This is a genomic window from Variovorax sp. UC74_104 (assembly GCF_044055375.1).
Classification (GTDB): Bacteria; Pseudomonadota; Gammaproteobacteria; order Burkholderiales; family Burkholderiaceae_C; genus Variovorax.
This window is the reverse complement of the sequence record NZ_CP171978.1, coordinates 3487097-3510451: the sequence shown is the minus strand read 5'-3', so window position 1 is coordinate 3510451 and position 23355 is coordinate 3487097. Positions and strand designations below refer to the sequence as shown.

The following is a 23355-nucleotide window of genomic DNA, read 5'->3' as shown; positions in this document are numbered from 1 at the left end:
AGTAGAGATTTGCCCATCGAGCCCTGCGACCACCTGCCCACCGAAATCGCGCAGCCCCATGCACAGCATCGGCGCGGCTGCGAAGACTGCCTGAAGACCGGCGACACCTGGGTGCACCTTCGCCTGTGCGTGCATTGCGGCCACATCGGCTGCTGCGATTCGTCGAAGAACCGTCATGCCACGAGGCACTCGCACGCCGAAGGCCACCCCGTCATCCGCTCGCTGGAGCCCGGCGAGAGCTGGATGTGGTGCAACGCGCACGAAAGACAGGTCGGCTGAGTTCATTCCGGCCGCGGGCACGCGGTGAATTCCCGCGCCGGCACGCGTTTGAGATCGCGCGTATATGCTGCCGGCTCGCATCAAACACCGCCCGCCCTGCCCATCACCGGAGTGTCAGACAACATGCCCGCATCGCCCATCGAGGTCTATTCCTGGCCAACGCCCAACGGACACAAGATTCACATCATGCTGGAGGAGTGCGAACTGCCCTATCGCGCGCACCCCGTGAACATCGGCAAGGGCGACCAGTTCGCGCCCGACTTCCTGCAGATCAGCCCCAACAACAAGATCCCCGCCATCACCGACCCCCACGGTCCGGACGGCAAGCCGATCTCGCTCTTCGAATCGGGCGCCATCCTCGTCTACCTGGCGGGCAAGACCGGCAAGTTCCTGCCCACCGGCGACCGCGAGCGCTACGACGTGCTGCAGTGGCTGATGTTCCAGATGGGCGGCGTCGGCCCCATGCTCGGACAGGCGCATCACTTCCGCCTCTACGCCCCCGAGAAGATCGCCTACGCCATCGACCGCTACAGCAACGAAGCCAAGCGCCTGTACGGCGTGATCGACAAGCAGCTGTCGAAGAACAGGTTCATCGCCGGCAAGAGCTATTCGATTGCCGACATCGCCATCTTCCCGTGGCTGCGCAGCTGGGAAAACCAGGGCATCACCCTCACCGACTTCCCTTATCTGAAAGACTGGTTCGACGGCATCGCCGCCCGTCCCGCCGTGCAGCGCGGCGTGAAAGTGCTGGCTGACCTGCGCCAGCCGATCACCGGCGACAAGGAGCGCGAGATTCTTTTCGGCAAGACTCAGTACGAGAAACGCTGAGAGCCCCTTTATCCGGGCTAGAATAGAAGGCTTGTCGGGGTGTAGCGCAGCCTGGTAGCGCATCTGGTTTGGGACCAGAGGGTCGAAGGTTCGAATCCTTTCGCCCGACCAAAAATGTGAACGGTGACAGTGACTTAGGACACTGTCACCGTTTTGCATTGCGCGGCCCGTGTCTAACGCAGGTGATTTTGTCTAACGGCACGACCCAGATCGCCTTCTCACCAGTCATGGACCCGGGTGTCCGGCACCTGATCAAAATGACGGTCGATACCGCTGAATCACGAAGTTTGGCTCATCGCACCGAAGATCCAAGTCGAGGGCGGCAGGGCCGTCAAGCGGAACGCCCGGCTATCTGATTTCGGATTGATTCGCGCTTGAGATCATCTTCAGCGATCGATTGGGCATTTCTTTGGGCGATGCGGTCGAGGAAAGTGCGAAGTGCATACATCTCACTGATTGCCTTCTCAAGTTCGCGCATGCTGAATTCTGAAAAATCGACGTTCAGCTCGTCGAAAGACTCGTTAATGGATTCCAGCGATCCATGGTCTGCTTCGTGCTGGCGCTGCCAAGCCTCCCTCGCGCCGGAGTGATACATGCCTGTAGCGGCAGCCACGGCATCTCTGGATTTCTTGGCCTGAATGAGGAGGTCGCCAACACTGTCGATCTTCTGGAAGACATCTGCTGCGGCCTTTACAAGTTCCAGGCGAAGCTCAAGTGACTTGATCTCACCAGTTCGCCTGATACTGAAGTACCCCATGATCGAACCAGCAATGCCGGCGACAGCGCCGACAACGCCGGCTACGGCGCCCAAGTACGACAGCATTTCCGTATCGCTCATCCTCACCTCCTAAGAGTTTCTTCGTTGTATGTCCACTGCGGGGGCGAATCCGAGCAGACCTCTTGAACACTGGGTTTTGACCAATGGTCAAAGTCTACTTGCGGCTTCGAGAGCCTCCAGGTCACCAAGGTGGGGCGACCAGTCGCATGGCACCTCTCAGCCGGAAAGGATCTGCATAAAGGTCTGAGCGTTGCGAACGCCCTTGTCCTCGTCGCAGTTGTTGAAGATCGCGTGCGCATTCTTGACCTTGAAGGCGAGGCGCACCATCTCTGCAGCAAGGCTGCTCAGTTCATCGTCGGGGTACTCGTAGTTGAATCGATCAGCGGCCGTAGGCACGTCGGCGTTGTAGGTCTCTGCATTCCGCCCGCTCAGCCGCAGCAGCACGTAGTCGGGATGCGTCGCCTCCCAAACCGCCGGCACGCTGTTGTCTGCCCCCTGGGGCCCGTCAACGATGGTGTGTACCGCGCCGATGTCGCGCAGCCAGGCGAGCGTACTGGCTGTTCGCTCTGCCCCATCCCACCAGCTCTTGTGCCGAAACTCGATGCTCAGGGTGTCGCGCCCCAGCCTCTCGGCGCATTGCTCGATGTGCGCTGTGACTCGGGGCGACGGCGTCACCGTTGGCGGGAACTGGAAGTGGATCATCCCCAGTTTGCCGGCGGCGCGCAGCGGCTCGAGCGCCAGAACGAACGCTCCCCACAACGCCTCTTTCACCTCCTCTGCCGAATCGCGATACAGCAGGCGCTTCCGGCCAGGCAGCAGCTCCTTCACCGCTCGCGGCAGCGCCTGCACGTCCGTCTGGTGTCCCGTGAAGAATCGAAAGGCCTTCACGTTGAAGACGAAGTGCTCGGGGGTACGCGCCGCCCAGTTCTGAACCATGGTCTGTGAGGGGATCGCGTAGTAGCTGCTGTCCACCTCCACCACCGGAAAAATCGACGCGTAGTAGCGCAGCCGCCCTTCTGCGCTGCTCACCCCAGGTGGATAGAAGCGCTTGCAATCGATGAGGGTCTTCTCGGCCCACGAGGCTGTTCCGACCAAGGTTGCCATGGATTGCCCTTTCCGCCGCTCATGCGGTCCTACTTGGCGGCATTACCGGCTCAAGATAGACCGCTGCGGCCGCCTGCGGCGACAGAGCCCTCAGATGCGGCTCGCGAGCCAGGTCGGCGGCCAGCTCCTCGAGCTGGTCAGGGTCGACCGTGCGCCAGTGCCGCTTCAGCTGCTGCGCGCAGTAGTAGATCCAAATATCAGTCGGGATCTCGTCGTCCATGGCTCAATAGTACTGTATATTTAAACAGTGTTGTGCGACGTTTACATCCTCTACGAGTCAAACCAGCCATTGCCCGAGGAAGTCGTGCGCGCGCGACGGGTGCGCGGCTGGCTTTGCTATGGAGACGCTGGCCGAAGCTACCCGCACGATGAGGCACATCTGTATCGCAGCCGGAGCGACGCAGCCGAGGTGGCCCCCTTTGTTGACTACGCTCGCGTGAAGAAGATCAAACGCGGCGGGCTACGCATCGAGGGCCAGCAGGAACATGGCTACCGTGAGTACTGGAAGCAAGTCTGGTGGTGCTTGCCCCTGGCAGACGCTCAGGTCGACACGCCTACCGGTCCCCCAGACCAGTTCTGCAAGGCCGTTCGGGAAGTCGTCACACAGGTTGACGCGACCGGGCCAGCCTGTGCTCTCGACGCTCCCACCCGACGTTCTTCACGCTGATGTCTGGCGCCCGTTGTCGGCAGAATCGGCGCATCGGCCATTCGAGGACTGAAGACGTGACTCCCGTTCATCTCCCTGCATTGCGCGGCGGCTTGCTGGCCTTGATGGCGGCGGCGCTGTTCGGCATCAGCACCCCATTGGTCCAGCACATGGGCGCTGGACTCGGCGCCTTCACCACCGCAGCCCTGCTCTACGCCGGTGCCGCCCTCATGGGCGCCTGGCTTCGCCAGCCGGTGGAGCGCGAAGCGGCACTGCGGCGCGCCGATCTGAAACGGCTATCGTGGATGGCCGTGTTCGGCGCCGTGATCGGCCCTGTGGCGCTGGCTTGGGGCCTGCAGCACACCAGCGGCACCAGCGCCTCGCTAATGCTCGCAATCGAGGCGCTGTTCACCGCAGTGCTGGCGCGTACGCTCTACCGCGAGGTGATGGATCGCCGCGTCTGGAGCGCGATGCTGTTGCTGCTCGCCGGAGGCATGGTGCTTGTGATCGACCGAGGCCTCAGCGGCGGCGTGCAGTTGCTGGGTCTGCTCGCAGTGCTGGCAGCCACCGCAGCATGGGGTATCGATAACACCCTATCGCGCGCGCTGGCCGAGCGTGACCCCGGCCAAGTGGTGCTCTACAAGTCACTCCTCGGGGCAGGTGCCACGGCCCTGCTCGCCGTCGCCGCGCGCGAGCCCTTGCCTGACTGGACCACTGCCCTTGCACTGCTCGCCATCGGCGCGAGCGGCTACGGGCTCAGCCTGCGGCTCTACCTGCTGGCGCAGCGGGCCTTCGGTGCGGCTCGCACCGGCTCGGTGTTTGCCTTCGCGCCCTTCATCGGCGCGCTGGTAGCCATCGCTCTCGGGGACAGAGCCTTGAGTTGGGGCATGGCGACCGGAGGCCTCCTGATGCTTGCGGGCGTGACTCTGCATCTGGCGGAATCGCATGCTCATGCGCACGACCATGAAGCGCTCGACCATGAGCACGCGCATCGGCACGACGACGGCCATCACGACCATGTGCATGATCCAATGCCGACCGGCGAGCACAGCCATCCGCATCACCACGCACCGCTGCGCCACACGCATGCGCACGTGCCGGACGCGCATCACGCGCATCCGCACTAAAGCTTCAGGCCAGTGCCGGCGGCCAGTTGTGCGTCTCTCCCTGGCCGTCGCGGCACCAGGCATAGAGCGCGTCGTACATCACCAGGCCGTGACGCAGCATCTCGTGATCGTCAGCAAAGATGCGAGAAAGGCCGAGTGAAATGGCGTACAGACCCGCCGATTGCGATGCCAGGTCGAGGCGCGAGGTGTCGGCACCCCGCACGATCGTCGCCAGCGTCTGGAGCGCCGGATCGTCAAGCTGGTACTTCGCGAGGAAGGCATCGAAGCTGCACTGCTCCCCGACGTGGCCGAACTCGACGTCCGGGATGTCGTACGGCACGGCCCCCACCTCAGCGGCGATGCGCAGCACGTCGGTCTTCGGAACGTAAAGGAACTCCGCGTCCCTGTCGACGAAGCGCAGGACCAGCCAGGGGCAGGCGATGCGGTCGATCTTCGGGCGCTCGCGAGTGATCCATTTCATGGTGTATCTCCTTTTGCGGCAAGCGGGAGGCCGGCTGCTTGCCAGCCATCGATGCCGCCGCGCAGGTAGCGGGCTTTCACGCCGGCCGCGCGCAACCGCATGGCCGTCGACCGGCCGACCTCGTGGCCGTAGACGCAGTAGACGATGACCTCCCGATCTGGCGGGAGCTCGCGCGCCCAGTCGGCAACGGCGGCCGGGTCGCGCCAGTACGCGCCAGGAATCAGCGACTGAGCGCGCTCGAAGACACCCGCGCGCCGCACATCGAGCACGAGCGCCCCTGTCAACTCGCGGTGCTCGGCCTCAAAGGGCTCGCTCGCGCCGTGCACCGCGAGCTGATAGCGCTTGTAGACACGAGCCCAGTCGATGCAAGCCACACAGGCATCGACGTATGCCCCCGCCGCCGCACCGAAGTCCATGTGATAAGCGTGCTCGTACATGTCCAGCGCAAGGATTGGCACGCCACCGGCGATTCCGTTCGTGTGATCGGCAGCCCACTGGTTGACTAACGTGCCTTCGCGCGGCTGGAACACCAGCAGCACCCAGCCAGAGCCGCCGCTCAGCGCCTTGCCCATCGCGACGAATTCCTGCCGCCATTGATCTACGCTGCCGAAATTGGCGCTCAGCGCAAGCGCCATGGCCGGCTCCATGATCTGACCGTCGCCGCCGAGGCTCCCGAAGTACAGCTCGTGCAGCAGCATCGAGTTGGTCGCTAGCAGCTCTTCGCGCTTGAGGCCATTGAGTTCGAAGCCGGCCAAGCCCGCGGCCGGTTGCTTCGCAAGCTGCGCACGAATGGCATTGAGCCGCTTCACAGCCCCGCCGTAGTTGTTCTGGTGATGGCTGCTCAGTAGTTTTTCGGACAGTCCGCGAATCGTCGCGGGGTCGAAAGGCAGAGGTTGCGCAATTGCGTCCATGGCGTCTCTCCTCAGCGCAGTCCGGGAACCAGAGTCACGAGCAACCCGACGACCGCGCACGCGCCGAGCAGCGGCATCACGCCGACTTTGAAGCGGAAGAGCGCTATGGCTGCAGCCACCGCAATGATCGCGGACAGTACATCGAAACGCCCGCCGAGCCCCTGCGGCCACAACACGTGATACGCGAAGAACAGCGCCAGATTCAGGATCACGCCGACCACTGCCGCTGTGACGGCCGACAACGGCGCCGTGAATCCGAGCTTGCCGTGGGTAGCTTCGATCAGTGGCCCGCCAGCGAGAATAAAAACAAACGACGGTAGAAAAGTGAAGAAGGTCACCACTGTGGCTGCGAGCACGCCCCCCACCAACGGAGCCCCCAGCCCAGCTACCTGCTGCAGCCAACCGCCGACGAAGCCAACGAAGGCCACCACCATGATCAGTGGCCCGGGCGTTGTTTCTCCAAGTGCCAGGCCGTCGATCATCTGAGTGCCGTTGAGCCAGTGGTAATGCTCGACCGCGCCCTGGTAGACGTAGGGCAACACGGCATAAGCGCCACCGAAAGTCAGGAGTGCGGCCTTGGTGAAGAACCAGCCCATCTGCGCCAGCGCGCTGTGCCAGCCTTGAGCAAGCACCAGCACGCTCATCACTGCGGCCCAAAGGCCGAGCCCTACAAGCAGTACCCAGGCGAGCCGGCCCCTTGTAAAACGGGCGTGAGCCGGGGTTGGCGTGTCGTCGTCGATCAGCGCCGGCCCGTAGCCCTGCGCGGCGCCACCATGACCGCCGCCGAGCATGAACACGCCAGGCGCCCGACGCGCGCCGAAATGGCCGATAAGCGCAGCCCCGATCACGATGGCCGGAAACGGCGTGTCGAAGGCGAAGATGGCCACGAAGGCTGCACCGGCGATGGCCCACATCCAGCGGTTCTTCAACGCTCGCGTGCCAATGCGATGCGCCGCGTGCAGCACCAGCGCCGTGACGGCCGGCTTGATGCCATAGAAGATGCCGGCCACCACCGGCACATTGCCGTAGGCCATGTAGATCCATGACAGCGCGATCAGGATGAAGAGCGACGGCAGCACGAACAATGCGCCGGCAACGATCCCGCCCCACGTACGGTGCATGAGCCAGCCGATGTAGGTGGCGAGCTGCTGGGCTTCGGGGCCAGGCAGCAGCATGCAGTAGTTGAGCGCGTGCAGGAAGCGCTTCTCCGAGATCCAGCGCCGCCGCTCGACCAGCTCGGTATGCATGATCGCGATCTGCCCGGCAGGGCCACCGAAGCTAATGAAGCCGAGCTTGAGCCAGAAACGGAAAGCCTCGGCGAACGAGATGGATTGGATTGGCGCAGAAAGCGCATGAGGTGCGTCAGGCAGAGCGGTGTCCACGGATAACTCCGTTATGAGTCACCAGCGCTTGGACGGGACACCGTCTACCTTTGCAGGCCGGGAGGCTGTTTTCCCGGGAGCCCAGATCGTAGCAGACCTTCACAAGAGTGGGCGCCGTTCGCGCCGTCGAGGCGTGCTCGCCAAAATTCCGGGGAGGGTTCGGGAGAAACCTAACATCCCTAATCAACCATTTCGAACCAGCCGCAAAGCCTTTATCCATGCGGGTTTCGGCGATTTGACCAAACCTAACTTTTTCCTAACCTGAACCTAACCAAATTAGGGTCTCGACTGCTGATTCCCGGAAAAAAGAAATCTCATATAAATCAATAACTTACGAAAAAATTAGGTTTCAGGTTAGGTCAGATTAGGGCGGGGCCTAATCTGTGCATCGCTAGGCGCCATGCGGGTTTCCAGCCGATTCGGCGCTCTCGATTAGGAAATCAGGTTTTCCCCGAACCCAAACCGGATTTGGTCCCCTGCGGAGGCATCGAGGCCTCCTCCTCCTCAAGCCGTCCGCCGGCCTCAAAGTCCGTCAAAACTCGCCGCTGTCGCAGGGTGCTCGACGGACGCCCGCGCGGCATGCCGCTTGGCCGCGCGCCGGTTCGACTCCCCCGACGAAACAGCCCCATTTAGCGAGCAGGCGTGGCGGGGTCAAGACCGCGCGCCAAGGCGCAGAGTCGCCCCCAGCCCCGGCCAGGCGACTGGACGCTTGAAGATGGGCCATGCCGAGGCAGCACAGCGCCACAGGCTGTGTCAAACGGTGAAAGGAAGGGCTCGGGCTGCCCCGCGCGCGCGAGGTGCTGTGGGGGCTCCAACGGCCTAGGTGGACAAGGGAAATTAACCCTTAACTACTCGCAATCTGCGTCGACATCAGCCGAATATGTGATTGCCGTTGCCTCGCACGATTCGTAACGTTCAGTTGCCAATGTCGGCGGAGAACGGGTACGGAGGTGTCGGATGCCCCAATCTTTGGATGATCTTAGGGAACGAGTGAAAACGATAAACGTAGTCTTTTCCCAACTACTTAGCGATTGGAATACTCTTGCGGAAGCTAGTCAGGAGCAATTGACGACGGGCATAAACAAGGCATATGGCCAAGCGGCAAGCTTTCAGCACGAATATCAAACCGCCATGGCGGGCAAAGATAAACACCGACCTGTCATTACCCAAAAATTCGCAGACGTCACGATAGGCGCAGCAGATGATTTTTTTGCCAAATCAATCGAAGCAAAAAGTTTGACTGCTCCAACAAAGGGAGACGCCAATCTGCTTTATAAAAAAGCAATCAAACAAATTGCCGGGGAAACAGGATATATGCCTAGAGCTAATGATGTCCGAATTATTGACCTGAGAATCGAGGGCACAAACCCGTGGCCACTCCCAGGGGGGGCGTACGGCAAAGCGCGAGACCAGACCAGCCTGGAAGACATTCAGAAGCTAGCCAAGGAAGAACTTTGGAAATTTTCCGGTGGTGACACGCCAGCAGACGGAGCGCGCGAACTCATGTCTTGGCTCAATGGAGAAACCCATAAGCCAAAATTCCTCAAAGGCGGGAAGGAAATATATTTCGCCAAAGATCTCAAGCAATTCAGCACATCGAATCCAAATAGCTCAAGAGTGCTCATCGTCGACGAACACAAGAAAGTGGCCCACTTGCGATGCGTGACCATTAAAATTAGATATATCGAAGGATACCCGACATACAAAAAACTAAAGCCTAAGGAATCTCTGTATCTCGATGAAATCATTTTTCAAATGTACAAAGACATCACCGACCTAAAGGCCCAAATTCGATTGGCGAAAATCAGATACAGAACATCAAGCAGCGACGCAGTATTTACTCGTGATTACACGTACACTTCCTAATTCCCTTCCAGCCTGCACAAAACTATTTTTAGAGGCGGCTTACCCATATTTTGAGATTCTTACGAGCGGCCGCCGATTCAGTTAGAAATTGCTGATGAGCAATTCGCGCGAGGGCGAGCGGTTCTCGGCCGCGCCGACCGAGTAGGTGATAGACAGCGGGCGCTGCTTCAGGCCGGCGAAGGCCCGCCGCATCTCTGGAATGTCGTTCACGCTCGCGATGGCTTTCCCCTTCATCGCCTTCAGCAGCTCGGCCATGCGGCCGTACTGCTCCAGCGCGAAGGGCACGTCATAGCCTTCGGTGCCCCAGTAGGGCGGGTCGAGATAAAACAGGGTGTGGCTGCGGTCGTAGCGCTGCACGCACGCGGCCCAGTCGAGCCGTTCGATGGTCACCTGGTGCAGCCGCAGGTGCACGGCGCTCAGATCCTCTTCCATGCGCAGCAGGTTCATGCGGCCGGGCGACGAGGTCGCCGTGCCGAACGTGCGGCCTTCGATCTTGCCGCCGAACGAATGCTTCTGCAGGTAGAAGAACCGCGCCGCCCGCTGAATGTCGGTCAGCGTGGCCGGCGGCGTCTCGTTGAGCCAGCCGAAGATCTCGCGGCTCGTGAGCGCCCACCGGAACTGCCGCACGAACTCGTCGAGGTGATGCTGCACCACGCGGTAGAGGTTCACGAGGTCGCTGTTGACGTCGTTCAGCACTTCGACCTTCGCCGGTTCCTTCAGGAAGAACAGGGCCGCCGCACCCGCGAAGGGCTCGACGTAGCAGGTGTGCTCGGGGAACAGGGGAATGATGTGCTTCGCGAGGCGGCGCTTGCCGCCGATCCACGGCACGAGAGGTTTCGCTGAAATTTCCATTGTGCAAGCCTTTGACACTAAAAATTGCTGATAGGCTTGGCCCACTCTGTACAGGGTGGCGGGCCTCGCCGGCTTGCAGGCTCGTTCTGCATGTTGGGGCCCCTTCAGGTGCTCCAACACCTGAAGGGGTCGCCCGTCTTTTTTGTGATTCAGGGCGCGGCCGTCGCCTCGCCCGTTGGCACCTCGTAGTCGGTGAACCGCACGATCTCGTCGCCGATCCACTCGTTGATCTCCTTGAACCGGTCCTGCAGCGGCTTGATCTCGTTGCGCGCGAAGACCTGGGCGGCCGGCACCACGGCGCCGAAACCGCCGGTGTTGCTGGGCACGATGCCCAGCAGCTGCGGGGGGATGCGATGCGCGGCCAGCACGTCATCACGGCTCACGTTCTTGATGTTGAAGAAGTCGTCCTTCGCAGCCACCTCGCTGACCGGGATCAGCTGCACGCCATCCTTCTTGCCGTTGGGCGAGTAGAGGAACAGGTTGCGGAAGTTGCCCGGGCCCTTGCTGCTCTTCAGGGCCTCGCGGATTGCGTCGACGTCGCCCTGCTGCTGTTGCGCGTCGCTGATGTAGAGGATGAAGCCCGCGTGGCTGCCGTTGTTGTAGTACCGCCGGCGGAACAGCGTCGCGCTCTCGTTGAGCCAGGCCGATTGCAGCGCGCTCAGGTACTCAGGCAGGCCATACACCTCCTGATTGATGTCTGCCTCGCGCATGTGGAAGACGCTGCCCGCCTTGAACTCGTGCTCCTCCTTCCAGCCACGCACGAAGAAATAGCTTTCGAGATCCGCACCGCGCCGCACGTACTTCGCGAGCGCGTGCTTCAGGCCCACCGGCCGCCGCGTGAGCGAATCGCGCCGCTCGACATAAGCATTGCCGAAGGTCAGGTAGTCCAGCGCATAGGCGCTGAAGGTCGTGCGGTCCATCAGCTTGTGCGGCACGAAGGTGCTCAGCAGGATGTTGCGCTTGAAGAAGATGGAGCTGCTGTGGTGCGTGCTCGCGTGGAACGACCTGGCCAGGCCCTCCCAGCTCACCGGCGGCTCGTACCACCGCCCATTCATCCAGCACTCGATGTAGTCGAGGATCTCGCGCCGGTCCATCACCGGCGTCGGGTCGCCGAAGGTGAACGCTTCCATGCGGGCAGGGTTGTCAGCAAGCGCTGTCTGTTCCATTACGAAATCTCCATGAAGCCACTGTTCGCGGCGGTGATGCCTTCGAGCGGCTCGTTGTCGAGGGCGTGCATGCAGGCCCACGCGAGGTCGGCGTGCCCGGTGTCTTCGGTGCGCCCCGCCTCGAAGGTGACGTTCCGGCCGCTGGCCGTGAGCGTCTTACGGATGGCGAGGAAGGCGTGCGCGAGATCGACCCAGCCGGCATCGAACTCGAGCCTGCCTTTGCTGATCACGCTCTTCGCCTTCAGCACGAGGCGCGTCTTCACCTCGAGCGAGTAGTTGATGGCCTTGGCAGCGGGGAAGAACTTGCTCACCAGCTGGTAGACGCCTTGGCCGAGGCCTGTGGTGTCAATCCCGATGAACGCCACGTTGTAGCGCTCGGTGATCTTGCGGATGGCCTCGGCCTGCGCCTCGAAGTCCAGGCCCCGGAACTGGTGCTTCTCCAGCACGCGGAACTTTCCGCCGGGGCGGTCCGGCGGCGCCAGCACCACACACCCGGCGGTGTCGCCCGTATGCGAGGGGTCGTAGCCCACCCACACCGGCCGGTAGCCGTAGGGCCTCGGCGCCAGCGGCTTGTAGACGTCGGCCCAGTCAACCCACGAGTCGACCATGCAGGCCTGCAGCTCCGACATCGGGAACACCGACTGCGTGTCGTCGATGAACTCGCACATCAGCAGGTTGGCGAACTCCTGCGGGTTGTACTCGAGGCGCAGCTCGTCGATGTCGAAGAGATCGCAGCCGGCCGCCTCGGCGTCGATGATGTTGACGATGTTGCGCCACACCTTGTCCTCGCCCGTGAATCCGCCAGCGAGGCGGTCGTGCGAGAGGTCGATGGCAACGCGCTGATCCTTCGGCCTGTTCTTGTTGAAGTGCGCGCCGCTCCAGCGCGCGTAGGCCTCGTGCTGGATCGAGCTGGGTGAGCTGAAGTAGGTCTTGCGCCAGCGCTTGTGCATCGCCATGGCGGATGCGACCTTGTTGAGCTCTTCGAACCGGTGCGTCCAGAAGAACTCGTCGAAATAGAAGTTGCCGTGGTAGCCCTGGGCCGTGCGCGCGTTGGTGCCGAGGAAGTAGATGTGCGCGCCGTTCGGCAGGATCATCGGATCGCCGGTCAGCGTGACGCCGCAAGCCTCCTGCGCGAACTGCACGATGTACTGGCGGAAGATGTACGCCTGCGCCTTGCTGGCCGACAGGAAGATCTGGTTGCGCCCGGTCTTCAGCGCGTCGACGAGAGCTTCACGCGCAAAGTACCAGGTCGCGCCGATCTGTCGGCTCTTGAGCACCATGCGCGTGCGCTCGTGCCCGTTGCGGAACCACACCTTCTGATGGCCGAAGAGGGAGTCCTGAAACGCCTCGTACAGCTCATCTGCCTGCTCGTCGGTGAAGTGGTTGCGCTGCGGCTTCTTCTTCGGCCCGGCATTGCGCTTCTCGATCTCGGGGTTGAGATCCGCTTCCTTGCCGGTCTTCTCGTACTTGGTGATGCGCGCGGTGCGCTCGAGCTGCCGGCCGAGGAGGTCGATCTCCTTGAAGTCGCCGCCGGTCTTCGACTCCTTGCCGATCAGCTGCACCATGCGGGCTTCGAGCGCGCCCTCCACGCGCTGGATCGGTTGCGCCTTGTCCCACTCCTCGGCATCCTTCCACCCGTGCACTGTCGTGCGCGGAATTCCAAGGTGTTCCGCGATAGAAGAAATGCGCCAGCCCTGCCAGTAGAGATGCCGGGCCGCGCGCCGCTGCTCCACCACGGGCGTTTGAGGCGCTTCGACGACATCGCTGCATGAATCCATGGCGGTGAGGCTATGGGCGCTCCCGCCTCTTCGCGACGCCTCCGAGTCGGGTTTCGGTTGTAGACCGCGAATACACAACCGAATTGCGTTGAGCCTCGCGCGTGGTCCGCCGACCATCAGCGCCATCACTCGTCAACCTACCCGCACACCACCATGGCCCAGAAGTCCAAGTTCTTTCGCGTCGCCGTCGAAGGCGCCACCACCGACGGTCGCACCATCGAGCGCACATGGCTGCAGCAGATGGCCGCCAACTTCGACCCCGCGAAGTACGGCGCGCGCATCTGGCTCGAGCACATTCGCGGCACCCTGCCCGACAGCCCCTTCAAGGCCTACGGCGACGTGACAGCGCTGAAGGCCGAGGAGATCACCCTCGACGGCCAGAAGAAGCTGGGGCTCTTCGCGCAGCTGGACCCGACGCCCGACCTGATCAAGCTGGCAAAGGAACGCCAGAAGATCTACACCAGCATGGAGGTGAACCCGAAGTTCGGCGACACCGGGCAGGCCTATCTGGTCGGCCTGGGCATCACCGACAGCCCTGCCAGCCTGGGCACCGACATCCTGAGCTTTGCCGCCAAGAACCCCGACAGCAACCCCTTCAAGGGGAAGAAGCAGGCGCCTGACAACCTCTTCTCCGAGGCCGTCGAGGTCACCCTCGAATTCGAGGATGACGAAGAAGACGACAAGGGAGTGCTCGCGAAGGTCAAGAGCTGGCGCGATTCGTTCTCGAAGAAGTTCGCCTCCCAGTCGAAGCGCAACGACGCCACGGCCGCCGAACTGATGGGCGCGCTCGACGATCTCGGCGAGACGCTGCAAGCGTCGGTCGAGCAAGGCAGCACGACCTCCAAGGATCTTGCCGCCCTGCAGAAGAAGTTCAACGCGCTGGAGGCCGAGCACAACGACCTGAAGTCGAAGTTCGAAACCATCGACACGACCGACGCCGACAAGCACTCGAAGCGCCCGCCGGCCACCGGCGGCAAGCCGAACCAGCAGGAAACCGACTGCTGATCCGCCCTCCTCTCAACACGCCCCAGCCCTTTCGCATCACCCGGAGCCATTCATGCAAAAAGATACCCGCCTCGTCTTCAACCAGTGGCTGAGCCGACTCAGCGCGCTCAGCGGCGTGCCCAGCGCCAACGAGGTGTTCGCCGTCGCCCCGAGCGTGCAGCAGACGCTGGAGACGAAGATGCAGGAGTCGAGCGAGTTCCTGAGTTCGATCAACATCATCGGGGTGAAGGAACTCAAGGGCGAGAAGCTCGGCCTTGGCGTCAGCGGTCCCATCGCGAGCCGCACCAACACGGATGTGACGGACCGCTCGCCCCGCTCGGTCGAGACGCTCGACAACCAAGGCTACGAGTGCGCCCAGACGAACTACGACACGTACATCAAGTACGCCACGCTCGATGCGTGGGCGAAGTTCCCCGACTTCCAGACCCGCGTGCGCGACGTGATCATCAAGCGCCAGGCGCTGGACCGCGTGCTGATCGGCTTCAACGGCGAGAGCATCGCGGTCACGACCGACCTTGTGGCAAACCCCAAGCTGCAGGACGTGAACATCGGCTGGCTCAAGCACATCAAGACGGACGCCCCGTCGCGCGTGATGGATCACGGCGCCGTCAACGGCAAGGTCACGGTCGGCGCCGGTGGCGACTACAAGAACCTCGACGCGCTCGTGTTCGACGCCACGAAGACGCTGCTCGATCCCTGGTATCGCGACGACGGCGGCCTGGTCGCCATCGTCGGCCGTGACCTGATGCACGACAAGCTGTTCCCGCTGGTCAACGACCCGACCGCCCCCACCGAGATCCTCGCCGCCGACATCGTGCGCAGCCAGCGGCGCCTGGGCAGCCTGCCGGGCATCACGGTGCCCTACTTCCCCGCGAACAAGGTTCTCATCACGCGCCTGGACAACCTGTCGATCTACTGGCAGGAGTCGGCACGCCGCCGCAACGTGATGGACAACCCGAAGCGCAACCGCATCGAGAACTACGAGTCGAGCAACGATGCCTTCGTGATCGAGGACTACGGCCTGACGGCACTGGTGGAGAACATCGAGGTTCAGGACTGATCACCATGCGCCAGACGCCCGCTCAGCGCCATCTGCAGACCAAGCTCGCCATGATTGCGTCGGCCACGGCGCCGGCAGGCGGCGAGCTGCAGGGCAGCGCCTACCAGCTCATGCTCGCGCAGCTCGCCGAGCACCGCCGTGCGCTCAAGGACATCCAGTCCGTCGAGCGCAAGATCGAGGCGAAGCGCGCCTTCCTGCCTGTCTACGACGCGTGGATCGATGGCGCCCTGGCCGGCGGCACCGGCGCGCAGGATCAGGTGCTGACCACCGTGCTCGTGTGGCACATCGACGCCGGCAACTACCACCGCGCCATCGAAATCGCGCAGTACGCCGTGACGCACGACCTCGCGCCGCCCGACCAGTACGACCGGAACCTCGGCACGATCCTGATCGACGAGTTCGCCACCGCCGCACTCACCGGGAAGATGGGCCGCAACGATGCGCGTCAGCTGCTGCCGCTGATCCTTTTCGGCACCAAGGATCTCGACGCCCCCGATCAGGCCCGCGCCAAGCTGCACAAGGCCTTCGGCTTCGCCGTCATCGGCAAGGCCGGCTCGGCGGATGTGGACTTCGACAAGGTCTCCATCGACGAAGCGCGCCTGGCGCTGGAGCACCTGCAGCGCGCCCTCGCCCTGTTCGAACAGGTGGGCGTGAAAAAAGACATCGAGCGCCTGGAGCGCCGGCTCAACAAGCCGGAGACGCCCCCCGCGCCGTAACCGAGTCCGACCCCGGACCCCGGCGGCTCGGGCTGATTCCTGAAGCACCTTGACCGGCCTGCCCACGGATAAAGCCCGACCACCGCCGACCTTTTCACCCTTCGCCATGAACTTCCTCGGAAACCCACCCACTCCGGCCGCCGGCGCAGAGACTGCGCTGGCGAACGACGGCTGGTTTCCCGACATCGACCTGGCGAAGCTGCGCACGACGGCACGGCTCGACGGCACGGTGACGCCCGACCGGCTGCGCCACAGCGCCGTTCAGGCCGTGCTCAGCGTCAACGCCGAGCTGGCGCTGTACAAGAGCGCGCAGCTCGTGCTCGGCCACGAGAAGCTCGAGGACGTGCCCGCGCCGAAGATCGACGGCAAGAGCGCGCAGCTGGCGCTGTACCTGCGCGCCGTCTACAGCGCGGTGCAGGCTGATCTCGTCGAGCGCTACCGCGACTACGACACCACGGGCGCCGGCGACAAGGCCGCCGACAAGCTGGAGCTGCGCGCCGACGATCTGCGCCGCGACGTGCGCTGGGCGATCTCCGACTTCCTCGGCATCCGCCGAACCACGGTCGAGCTCATCTGATGCAAGTCCGCACCCAACAGAACGACACCGTCGACCTGCTGTGCTGGCGCTACCTGCAGCGCACGCAGGGCGTGGTGGAAGCCACCCTCCTCCTCAACCCCGGGCTCGCTGATCGCGGGCCCATCCTGCCGGCCGGCCTGCTGGTCGAGCTGGCCGAACCCGCCAGCACGACGACGCGCCGCACCGTGCAGCTCTGGGACTGAAGACATGCAAGACTGGCTCAAGAAGCTCTTCACCGAACCCCAGACGCTGGGGATCATCGTTTCGAGCGCCCTTGTGGGCCTCTTCGCCGGCCTTGCGCAGGGTGTCGTCGAGAAGCGCCACGGCGGCTGGGGCGGCTTCCTGCGCGCCCTGCTCACCGGCGTGTCGGTCGCGGTCTTCGTCGGCCTGGGCATCGAGGGCTTCGTGGCGTCCGAGACGCTGCGCCTTGCCATCGTCGGCGCCTGCGCAGTGGTCAGCGAGGACATCTGGATGGGCCTGCGGTCCGTGGGCGGTGCCATGCGCAACGACCCGCTCGGCTTCGCCGTGCGCCTGCTCGATGCCATACGAGGGCGCGATCACTCGGCCCGCGCGCCCGGAGGCACCGACTTCGCGCCGCCCACCGACGAAAGGAGCAAACCATGATGTGGCTACTCGCCGTGCTGCTCGGCCTGGCCGCGCTACTGCAGTTCGCCGTGCACACGGCGCCCGACATCCACGACGCACCACTGCGCGGCAAGGCCCGCAGGGTCAAGATCGCCGCGCTGTCGCTGCTGTGCGGCTACTTCGGATGGGCGGCGTTCCTCGGCCAGCGCGAGCACCCCTGGCTGCTGCTGGCCGTCGCGCTCGCCGCGATCTCGGAGCTGGGCTTCGCCATCAACCGTCTCTTCCCTGGGCAGAACAACCGCCTGCACGGTCGGGACGTGGGCCGGCAGATCCGCCATGAATGAGCAGCTGCGTATGGGCGCGGACGGCCACGAGGTGGCCCACTACTTCGAGCAGTGCAGGCTGCTCGCCTACCCCGACCCGGGCTCGCCACTCTTCAAGGCGCTGAGCGCGGCCCGCATCGACCCCTACCGCATCACCACGGTGCCGGCGGCCTTCGCGCGGCTCAGCGGCAAGCCCTGGACCATCGGCTGGGGCGACACCGGGCCCGACGTCGTGCCCGGCCTGACCATCACGCAGGCCGAGGCCGACCAACGCTACGCGCGCCGCATGTCCGGCGAATTCGAGCCTGCGGTGCGGCGCACGGTCTCGGTGGCCGTCTCCCAGCGGCAGTTCGATGCGCTCGTTTCGATCTTCTACAACGCCGGGGCCGACGCGCTCGCGAAGTCCACGCTCGTGCGCCTGCTCAATGCGGGCGACACGGCCGGCGCCGCAGCTCAGTTCCCGCGCTGGAACATGTCGGGAGGCACGGTGCTGAAGGGCCTGCAGCGCCGCCGCGAAGCCGAGCGCCTGCTGTTCCTCGGCTCGGCCCCCAAGCCGGCCATCGCGGCGGCGCTGGCGAAGTTCCCATGAGCTGGCTGCTGAAGGTCTTGCCCTACCTGCTCGCGGTCGCTGTCTGCGCGGCGTGGTCAGGGCTGATCTGGCACCTGGCCGGCAAGTCCAGCGGAAACGCCGTGCGGCTGGAGTGGCAGGCCGAGCGCACCGCGAATGCCCGCGCCGCCGTCGACGCCTTCACGCGCACCCTATCCGCGCAATGGCAGATGACCGAGAACCTCGCCGCGCGCGATGCGGCGCATGCAAAGGAGATCCAACGTGTTCAAGGGGAAAAAGCTCTTCTGGAGCACAAGCTTCGCACTGGTGGTGTGCGGGTGTCAGTCCCCGCCCGCATCGCCGCCTGTCCTGCAGGCGGGCCTGCAGGTGCCACCACTGCCGGCGAGCCTGCACAAGCGCGAGCCGAACTTGACCCAGCGTTTGCGGCAGCTGTGGCAGGAATCGCCGGCGACGGAGACGAGGCCATCTTCGACCTCAACGCCTGCATCGACCGTTACAACGAAGTCCGCGAGCGAATCAACGCCCTGACCCGGGCCGGGAGCGCCAGTGCTCAAACCCCATAGCCTGCGCGCGCACCTGTCGGCCGCGACGCCCGAGCTGCGGAACGACCCGGACAAGCTCACCATCTTCATCACCAACGGGCGGATCGTCGCCGCTGCAGCGGCCTCGCTGTCGTTCGTCTACCGCTACACGCTGAAGCTCGTGGTGCTCGACTACAGCAGCCACGCGGACGCGGTCTTCGTGCCGCTGCTGGCATGGCTGCGCACCAATCAGGTCGAGATCTTCGAGAGCCCGGATCTCCGGGAGAAGAGCCTGCGCTTCGAGGCCGAATACCTCAACAAGGAAACGATGGATCTGTCCATCGAGATCGACCTGACCGAGCGCGTGATCGTCAAGCCCGGGCCCGACCCCACGTCGCCGGAGACGGTCAAGCGCTACGACGTGACGCACGCGGCCGAGCCGGCACACCTCGGCACCATCACACAGGCCGAGCGCATCGTGGTCTTCTTCGAAGGCCAGCAGCTCGCCGCCTGGGACTTCCCGGCCACGGAGTTCTGAGGTGCTCGACGATCTGCGCGCACTCGAGGACTGGGCGACGCCTCTGCTGTCCCAGCTCACCGCGCCCAAGCGCCGCGCGCTGGCCCGCAAGATCGGCCATGCGCTGCGCCGCGAACAGGCGGCGCGGATCGCATCGCAGCGCAACCCGGATGGCAGCGCCTACGAGCCTCGCAAGACAACGAACGCACGCTTGCAGAAGGGCAGCATCCGACGCACCATGTTCGAGAAGCTGCGCGCCGCGCGCCATCTGCGCGTCGAGGCAGAGGATGACGGCGTCGCCGTGGGCTTCTTCGGCCGCACAGCGCGCATCGCCCGCGTGCACCACGAAGGCCTGCGCGACCTGGTGCAGCCCGGCGGGCCGACCTACCAGTACCCGGCGCGCGGCCTGCTCGGCATCACTGACGCCGACCGCGAGCTGATCAAGGATCTGCTGCTGCAGCACCTCGCGGCCTGAATCTTTCGGTTGTAGATCGCACTCGCACAACCGATATGAAGTGCGTCGCGCGCGCACGGTCGGCACCATCGACGGCATGTCTGGAAAGACCCCGTCCCCGTTCGAACTGCAGCGCCTGATCGAGAACCTCGTGCGTGCTGGCACGGTCTCGGCGGTCGACGAGCCGGGCTACAAATGCCGCGTCAAGACGGGCGGCCTTGAGACGAACTGGCTGCCATGGTTTGCGCGCCGAGCCGGCAACGTGCGGCACTGGTCCCCTCCCTTTGTCGGCGAGCAGTGCATGGTGCTTTCGCCCGGTGGCGACATGGCCTCGGGCTTCGTGCTCGTGGGCATCTTCAGCGACGGCGTGCCCGCCAACGGCAACAGCCTCGACGTCGAGCGCACCACCTACCCGGATGGCGCGGTCTTCGAATACGACCACAACGCGAGCGCGCTGAAGGTCACTCTGCCCGGCGGCGGCACAGCCGATATCACCGTGCCGGACTCGATCACCGTGCAGTGCAAGACGGCCGACGTAACCGCCAGCGAGACTGCGAAAGTTCACTCGCAGGAGATCACCCTCGACGCGCCGATGAACATCGTGACGGGCCAGCTGGTCGTGCAGGGCCTGCTCACCTACACCGCCGGCATGGCCGGCTCCGGCACCGGGCCCGGTGGCAAGACGGCCCAGATCGACGGCGACATGGAGTTCATCAACGGCCACGGCCTCACCACCGACGGCGGCGACATCGTGGCCGGCAGCATCAGCGTGCAGGGCCACGGCCACATCGAGCAGGACGCCGGCGGCCGGACCGCAGGCGGTGCGGTGCCATGAGCGGCATGAACCGCGTCACCGGCAAGGCGCTCGACGGCATCGAGCACCTGCGCCAGAGCATCGCCGACATCCTCACCACGCCGCTGGGTGCCCGCGTCATGCGCCGCGCCTACGGCAGCCTCTGGCCCGAGCTGATCGACCACCCGGACAACGGCGCCACCCGCGTGCGCCTGTACGCGGCCACGGCCGGCGCGCTCATGAAGTGGGAACCGCGCCTGCGCCTGTCGCGCGTGCAAATCTTCGGCACCGAGACCGCCGGCCAGGTGGTGCTAGATCTGCAGGGCATCTACAGCCCGCCGGGCCAGCGCCGCAGCGTGCTCTCGATGCGCGTTCCGGTTCAGATCGGAGCCGCCGCATGAGCATGGACATGTCGCTGCTGCCGGCGCCGGCCGTGATCGAGGTGCTCGACTTCGAGGTGATCCTCGCCGCGCGCCTTGCCTCGTTCCAGGAGCGCTACCCGGACTACGGCCTTGTCCTCGAATCCGACCCGGCCTACAAGCTGCTCGAGGAGATGGCGTATCAGGAGCTGCTGATGCGCCAGCGTATCAACGACGCGGCCAAGGCCTGCATGTTGGCTTACGCCACGGGCACGGACCTCGACAACCTCGGTGCGAACTACAAGGTCTTCCGCCTGGTCGTTACGCCCGCCGACCCGACCGCCGTGCCGCCGGTGGAGGCTGTCTACGAAGACGACGAGCGCTTCCGCGAACGCATCCAGCTCGCGCCCGAAGGCATCACCACCGCCGGGCCCGTGGACAGCTACCGCTTCCACGCACTCAGCGCCAGCGCGCAGGTCGCGGACGTGGGCATCGACAGCCCGATCCCCGGCACCGTGCGCGTGACGGTGCTATCCACCGCCCCGAGCGGCGTTCCGTCCGAGGCACTGCTCGTCACTGTGGGCGCCGCGCTCAACGACGAGAAGATCCGCCCGCTGTGCGACAGCGTGCCCGTGCAAGGGCCGGAGATTCTGGAGACGGTCATCACCGCGAAGGTCTACCGGTACGAGGGGCCTGCGGGCGAGGTGGCGCTGGCAAACGGAAAGATCGCGCTGGACAAGTGGCTCCTGAAGATCCGCAAGCTGGGCAAGGGGTTGCCGCATTCCGGCATCGATGCCGCACTGCATCAGCCAGGCGTGGACCGCGTCGAGATCACGATGCCGCCGGCGGACATGCTGTCCTCGAAGACCCAGTGGGTGCGCGTCACCGCGATCAACGTGCTCGAGGAGGTGGTCAGTGGCTAGCCTCACCCCCTCGCAGCGCCTGCTGCCGCCCAACCGCACCCCGCTGGAACTCGCGCTCGCCGGCGCTTCGCCGCTGGAGCTGAACACCGATGGCCTGCGGCACCTGTGGACGGCCATGCGCTGCCTGTCACCGCTGCTGCCGTGGCTCTCGTGGACGCTGTCGGTCGAGGCCTGGCAGGACGCGAAATCCGACGACGCCAAGCGCGCGCTGATCCTCAACAGCATCGAGATCCACCGCCACAAGGGCACGCCCTGGGCGATCCGCCTGTTGATCCGCTCGCTGGGCTTCGGCGAGGTAGACATCATCGAGCGCGTCGGCGGTCGCACCCACAACGGAACGATCCGCCGCGATGGCGTCTATCCGCACGCCTCGCTCGCCACTTCGTGGGCGACCTACATGGTGGCGCTGGAACGCCCGATCACCAATGCGCAGGCCGACAGGCTGCGCAAGCTCCTGCCGTCCGTTGCCCCCGCGCGCTGCCACCTGGTCGCGCTGCGGTACGCCACGGTCGCGAACAGCCACAACGGCGCCACGCGACGCGACGGTGCCTACAACCACGGAAGCGCCTGATGGCAAACCTCAACGAAACCGATCAGTGGGAGACCGGCGTCTACCAGCTGGAAGAAGATGACCCGGTCCTGGGCGGTCCTTCCGGCATCGACAACCGTCCCCCGCGCGAGCTGGCGAATCGCACGCGCTACCAGCGGGTGCGCAACGTCACGCCATGGGATCACGCTTTCAGCTATCCGGCGAACGTCGCCTACGTCAGCTACGGCGGCGTCACGTGGAAGAGCGTGGCTGACAGCCTCAACATCCCGCCCGGCACCGACGCCACGAAGTGGACGCGGTGGGGCCATACCGCCGCCGAGCTCAACACCGCACTCGGCGACACCATGGCCGTGCACGAAGCCAAGGCGAACCCGCATCCGCAGTACGCAACGGATGCCGATCTGGCTGCGCACATCGGCGATTCGAATCCGCATCCGCTATATGCGACCGACACTGAAGTACTCGCACAGTGGAACGCTCATTTGACCGACCCGGATCCGCACTCGATATACGCCTTCCGTGGGCCAATCAACAACGTCCCCGCCGTGAACATCGGACCAGTCATCACGGTCCAGACGCCGCACATCCGGCAGATGGTCTGGAACGGCACCGCCTACGTGCGCGCGCCGTGGCATCAGCCGGGCATGGTGCTCTACAGCTACGACAACCCGTCGAGCATTCCGGGCTATCTGCCGATCCGTGCCGACGTTTCCTACAACCAGTCCAACTACCCCGATCTGGTCGCGCGGCTGGGGCTGTCGGGCACCGGCACGTTCTCGCTCGTGGAACTTCGAGGCGAGTTCATCCGCTGCCTGGACAACGGGCGGGGCATCAACGCGTCGCGCGTCCTACGTTCGGCTGAAGCGGCTGCCAACAACACCCACACCCACGGTGTCACGGACCCGGCGCACGGCCACTATGTCAACGACCCCGGCCACTTGCACGGCGGGTGGACCGACTCTGCGGGCTCGCACAACCACGGCATGAACGTGCCGGCGCAGGCTGCCGACTCGGATCGCGGCACGTCGAACTACTCGGACTTCAGCATCGACTCGCCCCGAGCCATCAACTGGGACGGGGCACACGCGCACAACGTCGGCATCGATACGAGAAAGACCGGCATCTACCTAAACAACAGCGCGACGGGTATCTCGATCAACGCGGACGGCTCGGAAGCACGCCCGCGCAACGTCGCGTTCCCGGCATGGGTGAGCTACTGAAGCGGGA

29 protein-coding genes and 1 tRNA gene are annotated in these 23355 nt (G+C 64.4%); 21 read left to right on the top strand and 9 right to left on the bottom strand.

The genetic code is table 11. The features are described 5' to 3' along the window. The first annotated feature begins 9 nt into the window (after nucleotides 1-9). The 3 genes from ACHMXA_RS16470 to ACHMXA_RS16460 all read left to right on the top strand — a co-directional run bounded on the left by ACHMXA_RS16470 (nucleotide 10) and on the right by ACHMXA_RS16460 (nucleotide 1218). A complete protein-coding gene (locus ACHMXA_RS16470) occupies nucleotides 10-279 on the top strand; it encodes a UBP-type zinc finger domain-containing protein (protein ID WP_395315834.1) in 270 nt (89 codons plus the stop codon). 123 nt (nucleotides 280-402) lie between these two features. Continuing rightward, nucleotides 403-1107, top strand: a complete 705-nt coding sequence (locus ACHMXA_RS16465; RefSeq protein WP_395315833.1) for a glutathione binding-like protein — start codon at nucleotides 403-405, stop codon at nucleotides 1105-1107. 35 nt (nucleotides 1108-1142) lie between these two features. Then, a tRNA-Pro gene (locus ACHMXA_RS16460) sits at nucleotides 1143-1218 on the top strand. 220 nt (nucleotides 1219-1438) lie between these two features. Here the strand turns inward: ACHMXA_RS16460 and ACHMXA_RS16455 are convergent. From ACHMXA_RS16455 to ACHMXA_RS16445, 3 genes are all read right to left on the bottom strand, one after another. Then, the gene (locus ACHMXA_RS16455; RefSeq protein WP_395315832.1) at nucleotides 1439-1945 is read right to left on the bottom strand and encodes a hypothetical protein; all 507 of its coding nucleotides are present in this window, start codon (nucleotides 1943-1945) and stop codon (nucleotides 1439-1441) included. 156 nt (nucleotides 1946-2101) lie between these two features. Beyond that, complete coding sequence (locus ACHMXA_RS16450) at nucleotides 2102-2989, bottom strand: DUF72 domain-containing protein (RefSeq protein ID WP_395315831.1); 888 nt, start codon at nucleotides 2987-2989, stop codon at nucleotides 2102-2104. 19 nt (nucleotides 2990-3008) lie between these two features. Further along, nucleotides 3009-3209 carry a hypothetical protein gene (locus tag ACHMXA_RS16445; RefSeq protein ID WP_395315830.1) on the bottom strand — a complete coding sequence of 67 codons (201 nt, stop codon included), beginning with the start codon at nucleotides 3207-3209 and terminating at the stop codon, nucleotides 3009-3011. A 551-nt stretch (nucleotides 3210-3760) separates the two neighbouring features. Here ACHMXA_RS16445 and ACHMXA_RS16440 point away from each other — a divergent pair. After that, nucleotides 3761-4762, top strand: coding sequence for a DMT family transporter (locus ACHMXA_RS16440; protein ID WP_395321308.1), 1002 nt, complete (start codon nucleotides 3761-3763; stop codon nucleotides 4760-4762). 4 nt (nucleotides 4763-4766) lie between these two features. Here the strand turns inward: ACHMXA_RS16440 and ACHMXA_RS16435 are convergent, their stop codons facing one another. Genes ACHMXA_RS16435 through chrA form a run of 3 tightly spaced genes read right to left on the bottom strand, consistent with a single transcriptional unit; the run spans nucleotide 4767 to nucleotide 7515 of the window. Beyond that, on the bottom strand, nucleotides 4767-5222 hold the full coding sequence (locus ACHMXA_RS16435; protein ID WP_395315829.1) for a chromate resistance protein ChrB domain-containing protein: 456 nt from the start codon (nucleotides 5220-5222) through the stop codon (nucleotides 4767-4769). Further along, nucleotides 5219-6133: a Fe-Mn family superoxide dismutase gene (locus ACHMXA_RS16430; protein ID WP_395315828.1), complete on the bottom strand. Its 915-nt coding sequence runs from the start codon at nucleotides 6131-6133 to the stop codon at nucleotides 5219-5221. Before ACHMXA_RS16430 ends, ACHMXA_RS16435 begins: the two co-directional genes overlap by 4 nt. Before the next feature lie 11 nt (nucleotides 6134-6144). After that, complete coding sequence (gene chrA / locus ACHMXA_RS16425) at nucleotides 6145-7515, bottom strand: chromate efflux transporter (protein WP_395315827.1); 1371 nt, start codon at nucleotides 7513-7515, stop codon at nucleotides 6145-6147. Nucleotides 7516-8472: 957 nt separating this feature from the next. Between chrA and ACHMXA_RS16420 the strand changes: the two genes are divergently transcribed. Beyond that, the gene (locus tag ACHMXA_RS16420) at nucleotides 8473-9381 is read left to right on the top strand and encodes a hypothetical protein (RefSeq protein WP_395315826.1); all 909 of its coding nucleotides are present in this window, start codon (nucleotides 8473-8475) and stop codon (nucleotides 9379-9381) included. Between the two features lie 81 nt (nucleotides 9382-9462). Here ACHMXA_RS16420 and ACHMXA_RS16415 read toward each other — a convergent pair whose 3' ends face one another. The 3 genes from ACHMXA_RS16415 to ACHMXA_RS16405 form a co-directional block, all read right to left on the bottom strand. Then, nucleotides 9463-10233: a DNA adenine methylase gene (locus ACHMXA_RS16415; RefSeq protein WP_395315825.1), complete on the bottom strand. Its 771-nt coding sequence runs from the start codon at nucleotides 10231-10233 to the stop codon at nucleotides 9463-9465. Between the two features lie 149 nt (nucleotides 10234-10382). Further along, nucleotides 10383-11399 carry a phage portal protein gene (locus tag ACHMXA_RS16410; RefSeq protein WP_395315824.1) on the bottom strand — a complete coding sequence of 339 codons (1017 nt, stop codon included), beginning with the start codon at nucleotides 11397-11399 and terminating at the stop codon, nucleotides 10383-10385. Beyond that, nucleotides 11399-13177, bottom strand: a complete 1779-nt coding sequence (locus ACHMXA_RS16405) for a terminase ATPase subunit family protein (protein ID WP_395315823.1) — start codon at nucleotides 13175-13177, stop codon at nucleotides 11399-11401. Before ACHMXA_RS16405 ends, ACHMXA_RS16410 begins: the two co-directional genes overlap by 1 nt. 153 nt (nucleotides 13178-13330) lie before the next feature. Here ACHMXA_RS16405 and ACHMXA_RS16400 point away from each other — a divergent pair, with 153 nt between their 5' ends. The 16 genes from ACHMXA_RS16400 to ACHMXA_RS16325 all read left to right on the top strand — a co-directional run bounded on the left by ACHMXA_RS16400 (nucleotide 13331) and on the right by ACHMXA_RS16325 (nucleotide 23348). Beyond that, nucleotides 13331-14182, top strand: a complete 852-nt coding sequence (locus tag ACHMXA_RS16400) for a GPO family capsid scaffolding protein (RefSeq protein ID WP_395315822.1) — start codon at nucleotides 13331-13333, stop codon at nucleotides 14180-14182. 52 nt (nucleotides 14183-14234) lie between these two features. Continuing rightward, complete coding sequence (locus ACHMXA_RS16395) at nucleotides 14235-15242, top strand: phage major capsid protein, P2 family (RefSeq protein ID WP_395315821.1); 1008 nt, start codon at nucleotides 14235-14237, stop codon at nucleotides 15240-15242. A gap of 5 nt (nucleotides 15243-15247) precedes the next feature. After that, a complete protein-coding gene (gene gpM / locus ACHMXA_RS16390) occupies nucleotides 15248-15958 on the top strand; it encodes a phage terminase small subunit (protein ID WP_395315820.1) in 711 nt (236 codons plus the stop codon). Between the two features lie 106 nt (nucleotides 15959-16064). Next, a complete protein-coding gene (locus tag ACHMXA_RS16385) occupies nucleotides 16065-16535 on the top strand; it encodes a head completion/stabilization protein (RefSeq protein WP_395315819.1) in 471 nt (156 codons plus the stop codon). Beyond that, a complete protein-coding gene (locus ACHMXA_RS16380; protein WP_097199076.1) occupies nucleotides 16535-16738 on the top strand; it encodes a tail protein X in 204 nt (67 codons plus the stop codon). Before ACHMXA_RS16385 ends, ACHMXA_RS16380 begins: the two co-directional genes overlap by 1 nt. A 4-nt stretch (nucleotides 16739-16742) precedes the next feature. Further along, a complete protein-coding gene (locus tag ACHMXA_RS16375; RefSeq protein WP_395315818.1) occupies nucleotides 16743-17159 on the top strand; it encodes a hypothetical protein in 417 nt (138 codons plus the stop codon). Beyond that, complete coding sequence (locus ACHMXA_RS16370; RefSeq protein WP_395315817.1) at nucleotides 17156-17464, top strand: hypothetical protein; 309 nt, start codon at nucleotides 17156-17158, stop codon at nucleotides 17462-17464. Before ACHMXA_RS16375 ends, ACHMXA_RS16370 begins: the two co-directional genes overlap by 4 nt. Beyond that, on the top strand, nucleotides 17457-18032 hold the full coding sequence (locus ACHMXA_RS16365; protein ID WP_395315816.1) for a lysozyme: 576 nt from the start codon (nucleotides 17457-17459) through the stop codon (nucleotides 18030-18032). Before ACHMXA_RS16370 ends, ACHMXA_RS16365 begins: the two co-directional genes overlap by 8 nt. After that, nucleotides 18029-18574 carry a hypothetical protein gene (locus ACHMXA_RS16360; protein WP_395315815.1) on the top strand — a complete coding sequence of 182 codons (546 nt, stop codon included), beginning with the start codon at nucleotides 18029-18031 and terminating at the stop codon, nucleotides 18572-18574. Before ACHMXA_RS16365 ends, ACHMXA_RS16360 begins: the two co-directional genes overlap by 4 nt. After that, entirely contained in the window at nucleotides 18558-19070 is a 513-nt protein-coding gene (locus tag ACHMXA_RS16355) for a phage tail protein (protein WP_395315814.1), read from the top strand. The genes ACHMXA_RS16360 and ACHMXA_RS16355 overlap by 17 nt, the downstream gene beginning before the upstream one ends. Nucleotide 19071: 1 nt before the next feature. Continuing rightward, complete coding sequence (locus ACHMXA_RS16350) at nucleotides 19072-19524, top strand: phage virion morphogenesis protein (protein ID WP_395315813.1); 453 nt, start codon at nucleotides 19072-19074, stop codon at nucleotides 19522-19524. A 76-nt stretch (nucleotides 19525-19600) separates the two neighbouring features. After that, a complete protein-coding gene (locus ACHMXA_RS16345) occupies nucleotides 19601-20338 on the top strand; it encodes a phage baseplate assembly protein V (RefSeq protein ID WP_395315812.1) in 738 nt (245 codons plus the stop codon). Continuing rightward, a complete protein-coding gene (locus ACHMXA_RS16340) occupies nucleotides 20335-20697 on the top strand; it encodes a GPW/gp25 family protein (RefSeq protein WP_369658388.1) in 363 nt (120 codons plus the stop codon). The genes ACHMXA_RS16345 and ACHMXA_RS16340 overlap by 4 nt, the downstream gene beginning before the upstream one ends. Beyond that, nucleotides 20694-21578 carry a baseplate J/gp47 family protein gene (locus ACHMXA_RS16335; RefSeq protein WP_395315811.1) on the top strand — a complete coding sequence of 295 codons (885 nt, stop codon included), beginning with the start codon at nucleotides 20694-20696 and terminating at the stop codon, nucleotides 21576-21578. Before ACHMXA_RS16340 ends, ACHMXA_RS16335 begins: the two co-directional genes overlap by 4 nt. Next, on the top strand, nucleotides 21571-22149 hold the full coding sequence (locus tag ACHMXA_RS16330) for a phage tail protein I (RefSeq protein WP_395315810.1): 579 nt from the start codon (nucleotides 21571-21573) through the stop codon (nucleotides 22147-22149). The genes ACHMXA_RS16335 and ACHMXA_RS16330 overlap by 8 nt, the downstream gene beginning before the upstream one ends. Next, on the top strand, nucleotides 22149-23348 hold the full coding sequence (locus tag ACHMXA_RS16325; RefSeq protein WP_395315809.1) for a hypothetical protein: 1200 nt from the start codon (nucleotides 22149-22151) through the stop codon (nucleotides 23346-23348). Before ACHMXA_RS16330 ends, ACHMXA_RS16325 begins: the two co-directional genes overlap by 1 nt. The last annotated feature ends 7 nt before the right edge of the window (nucleotides 23349-23355 follow it).

Coding starts and splice junctions, on each gene's coding strand:
- ACHMXA_RS16395 (WP_395315821.1), top strand. CDS start 14,235: ATGCAAAAAGATACCCGCCTCGTCTTCAACCAGTGGCTGAGCCGACTC.
- ACHMXA_RS16400 (WP_395315822.1), top strand. CDS start 13,331: ATGGCCCAGAAGTCCAAGTTCTTTCGCGTCGCCGTCGAAGGCGCCACC.
- ACHMXA_RS16435 (WP_395315829.1), bottom strand. CDS start 5,222: ATGAAATGGATCACTCGCGAGCGCCCGAAGATCGACCGCATCGCCTGC.
- ACHMXA_RS16410 (WP_395315824.1), bottom strand. CDS start 11,399: ATGGAACAGACAGCGCTTGCTGACAACCCTGCCCGCATGGAAGCGTTC.
- ACHMXA_RS16450 (WP_395315831.1), bottom strand. CDS start 2,989: ATGGCAACCTTGGTCGGAACAGCCTCGTGGGCCGAGAAGACCCTCATC.
- ACHMXA_RS16335 (WP_395315811.1), top strand. CDS start 20,694: ATGAGCATGGACATGTCGCTGCTGCCGGCGCCGGCCGTGATCGAGGTG.
- ACHMXA_RS16375 (WP_395315818.1), top strand. CDS start 16,743: ATGCAAGACTGGCTCAAGAAGCTCTTCACCGAACCCCAGACGCTGGGG.
- ACHMXA_RS16420 (WP_395315826.1), top strand. CDS start 8,473: ATGCCCCAATCTTTGGATGATCTTAGGGAACGAGTGAAAACGATAAAC.
- ACHMXA_RS16340 (WP_369658388.1), top strand. CDS start 20,335: ATGAGCGGCATGAACCGCGTCACCGGCAAGGCGCTCGACGGCATCGAG.
- ACHMXA_RS16370 (WP_395315817.1), top strand. CDS start 17,156: ATGATGTGGCTACTCGCCGTGCTGCTCGGCCTGGCCGCGCTACTGCAG.
- ACHMXA_RS16445 (WP_395315830.1), bottom strand. CDS start 3,209: ATGGACGACGAGATCCCGACTGATATTTGGATCTACTACTGCGCGCAG.
- gpM (WP_395315820.1), top strand. CDS start 15,248: ATGCGCCAGACGCCCGCTCAGCGCCATCTGCAGACCAAGCTCGCCATG.
- ACHMXA_RS16380 (WP_097199076.1), top strand. CDS start 16,535: ATGCAAGTCCGCACCCAACAGAACGACACCGTCGACCTGCTGTGCTGG.
- ACHMXA_RS16385 (WP_395315819.1), top strand. CDS start 16,065: ATGAACTTCCTCGGAAACCCACCCACTCCGGCCGCCGGCGCAGAGACT.
- ACHMXA_RS16415 (WP_395315825.1), bottom strand. CDS start 10,233: ATGGAAATTTCAGCGAAACCTCTCGTGCCGTGGATCGGCGGCAAGCGC.
- ACHMXA_RS16360 (WP_395315815.1), top strand. CDS start 18,029: ATGAGCTGGCTGCTGAAGGTCTTGCCCTACCTGCTCGCGGTCGCTGTC.
- ACHMXA_RS16345 (WP_395315812.1), top strand. CDS start 19,601: ATGTCTGGAAAGACCCCGTCCCCGTTCGAACTGCAGCGCCTGATCGAG.
- ACHMXA_RS16405 (WP_395315823.1), bottom strand. CDS start 13,177: ATGGATTCATGCAGCGATGTCGTCGAAGCGCCTCAAACGCCCGTGGTG.
- ACHMXA_RS16455 (WP_395315832.1), bottom strand. CDS start 1,945: ATGAGCGATACGGAAATGCTGTCGTACTTGGGCGCCGTAGCCGGCGTT.
- ACHMXA_RS16430 (WP_395315828.1), bottom strand. CDS start 6,133: ATGGACGCAATTGCGCAACCTCTGCCTTTCGACCCCGCGACGATTCGC.
- ACHMXA_RS16465 (WP_395315833.1), top strand. CDS start 403: ATGCCCGCATCGCCCATCGAGGTCTATTCCTGGCCAACGCCCAACGGA.
- ACHMXA_RS16325 (WP_395315809.1), top strand. CDS start 22,149: ATGGCAAACCTCAACGAAACCGATCAGTGGGAGACCGGCGTCTACCAG.
- ACHMXA_RS16365 (WP_395315816.1), top strand. CDS start 17,457: ATGAATGAGCAGCTGCGTATGGGCGCGGACGGCCACGAGGTGGCCCAC.
- ACHMXA_RS16440 (WP_395321308.1), top strand. CDS start 3,761: ATGGCGGCGGCGCTGTTCGGCATCAGCACCCCATTGGTCCAGCACATG.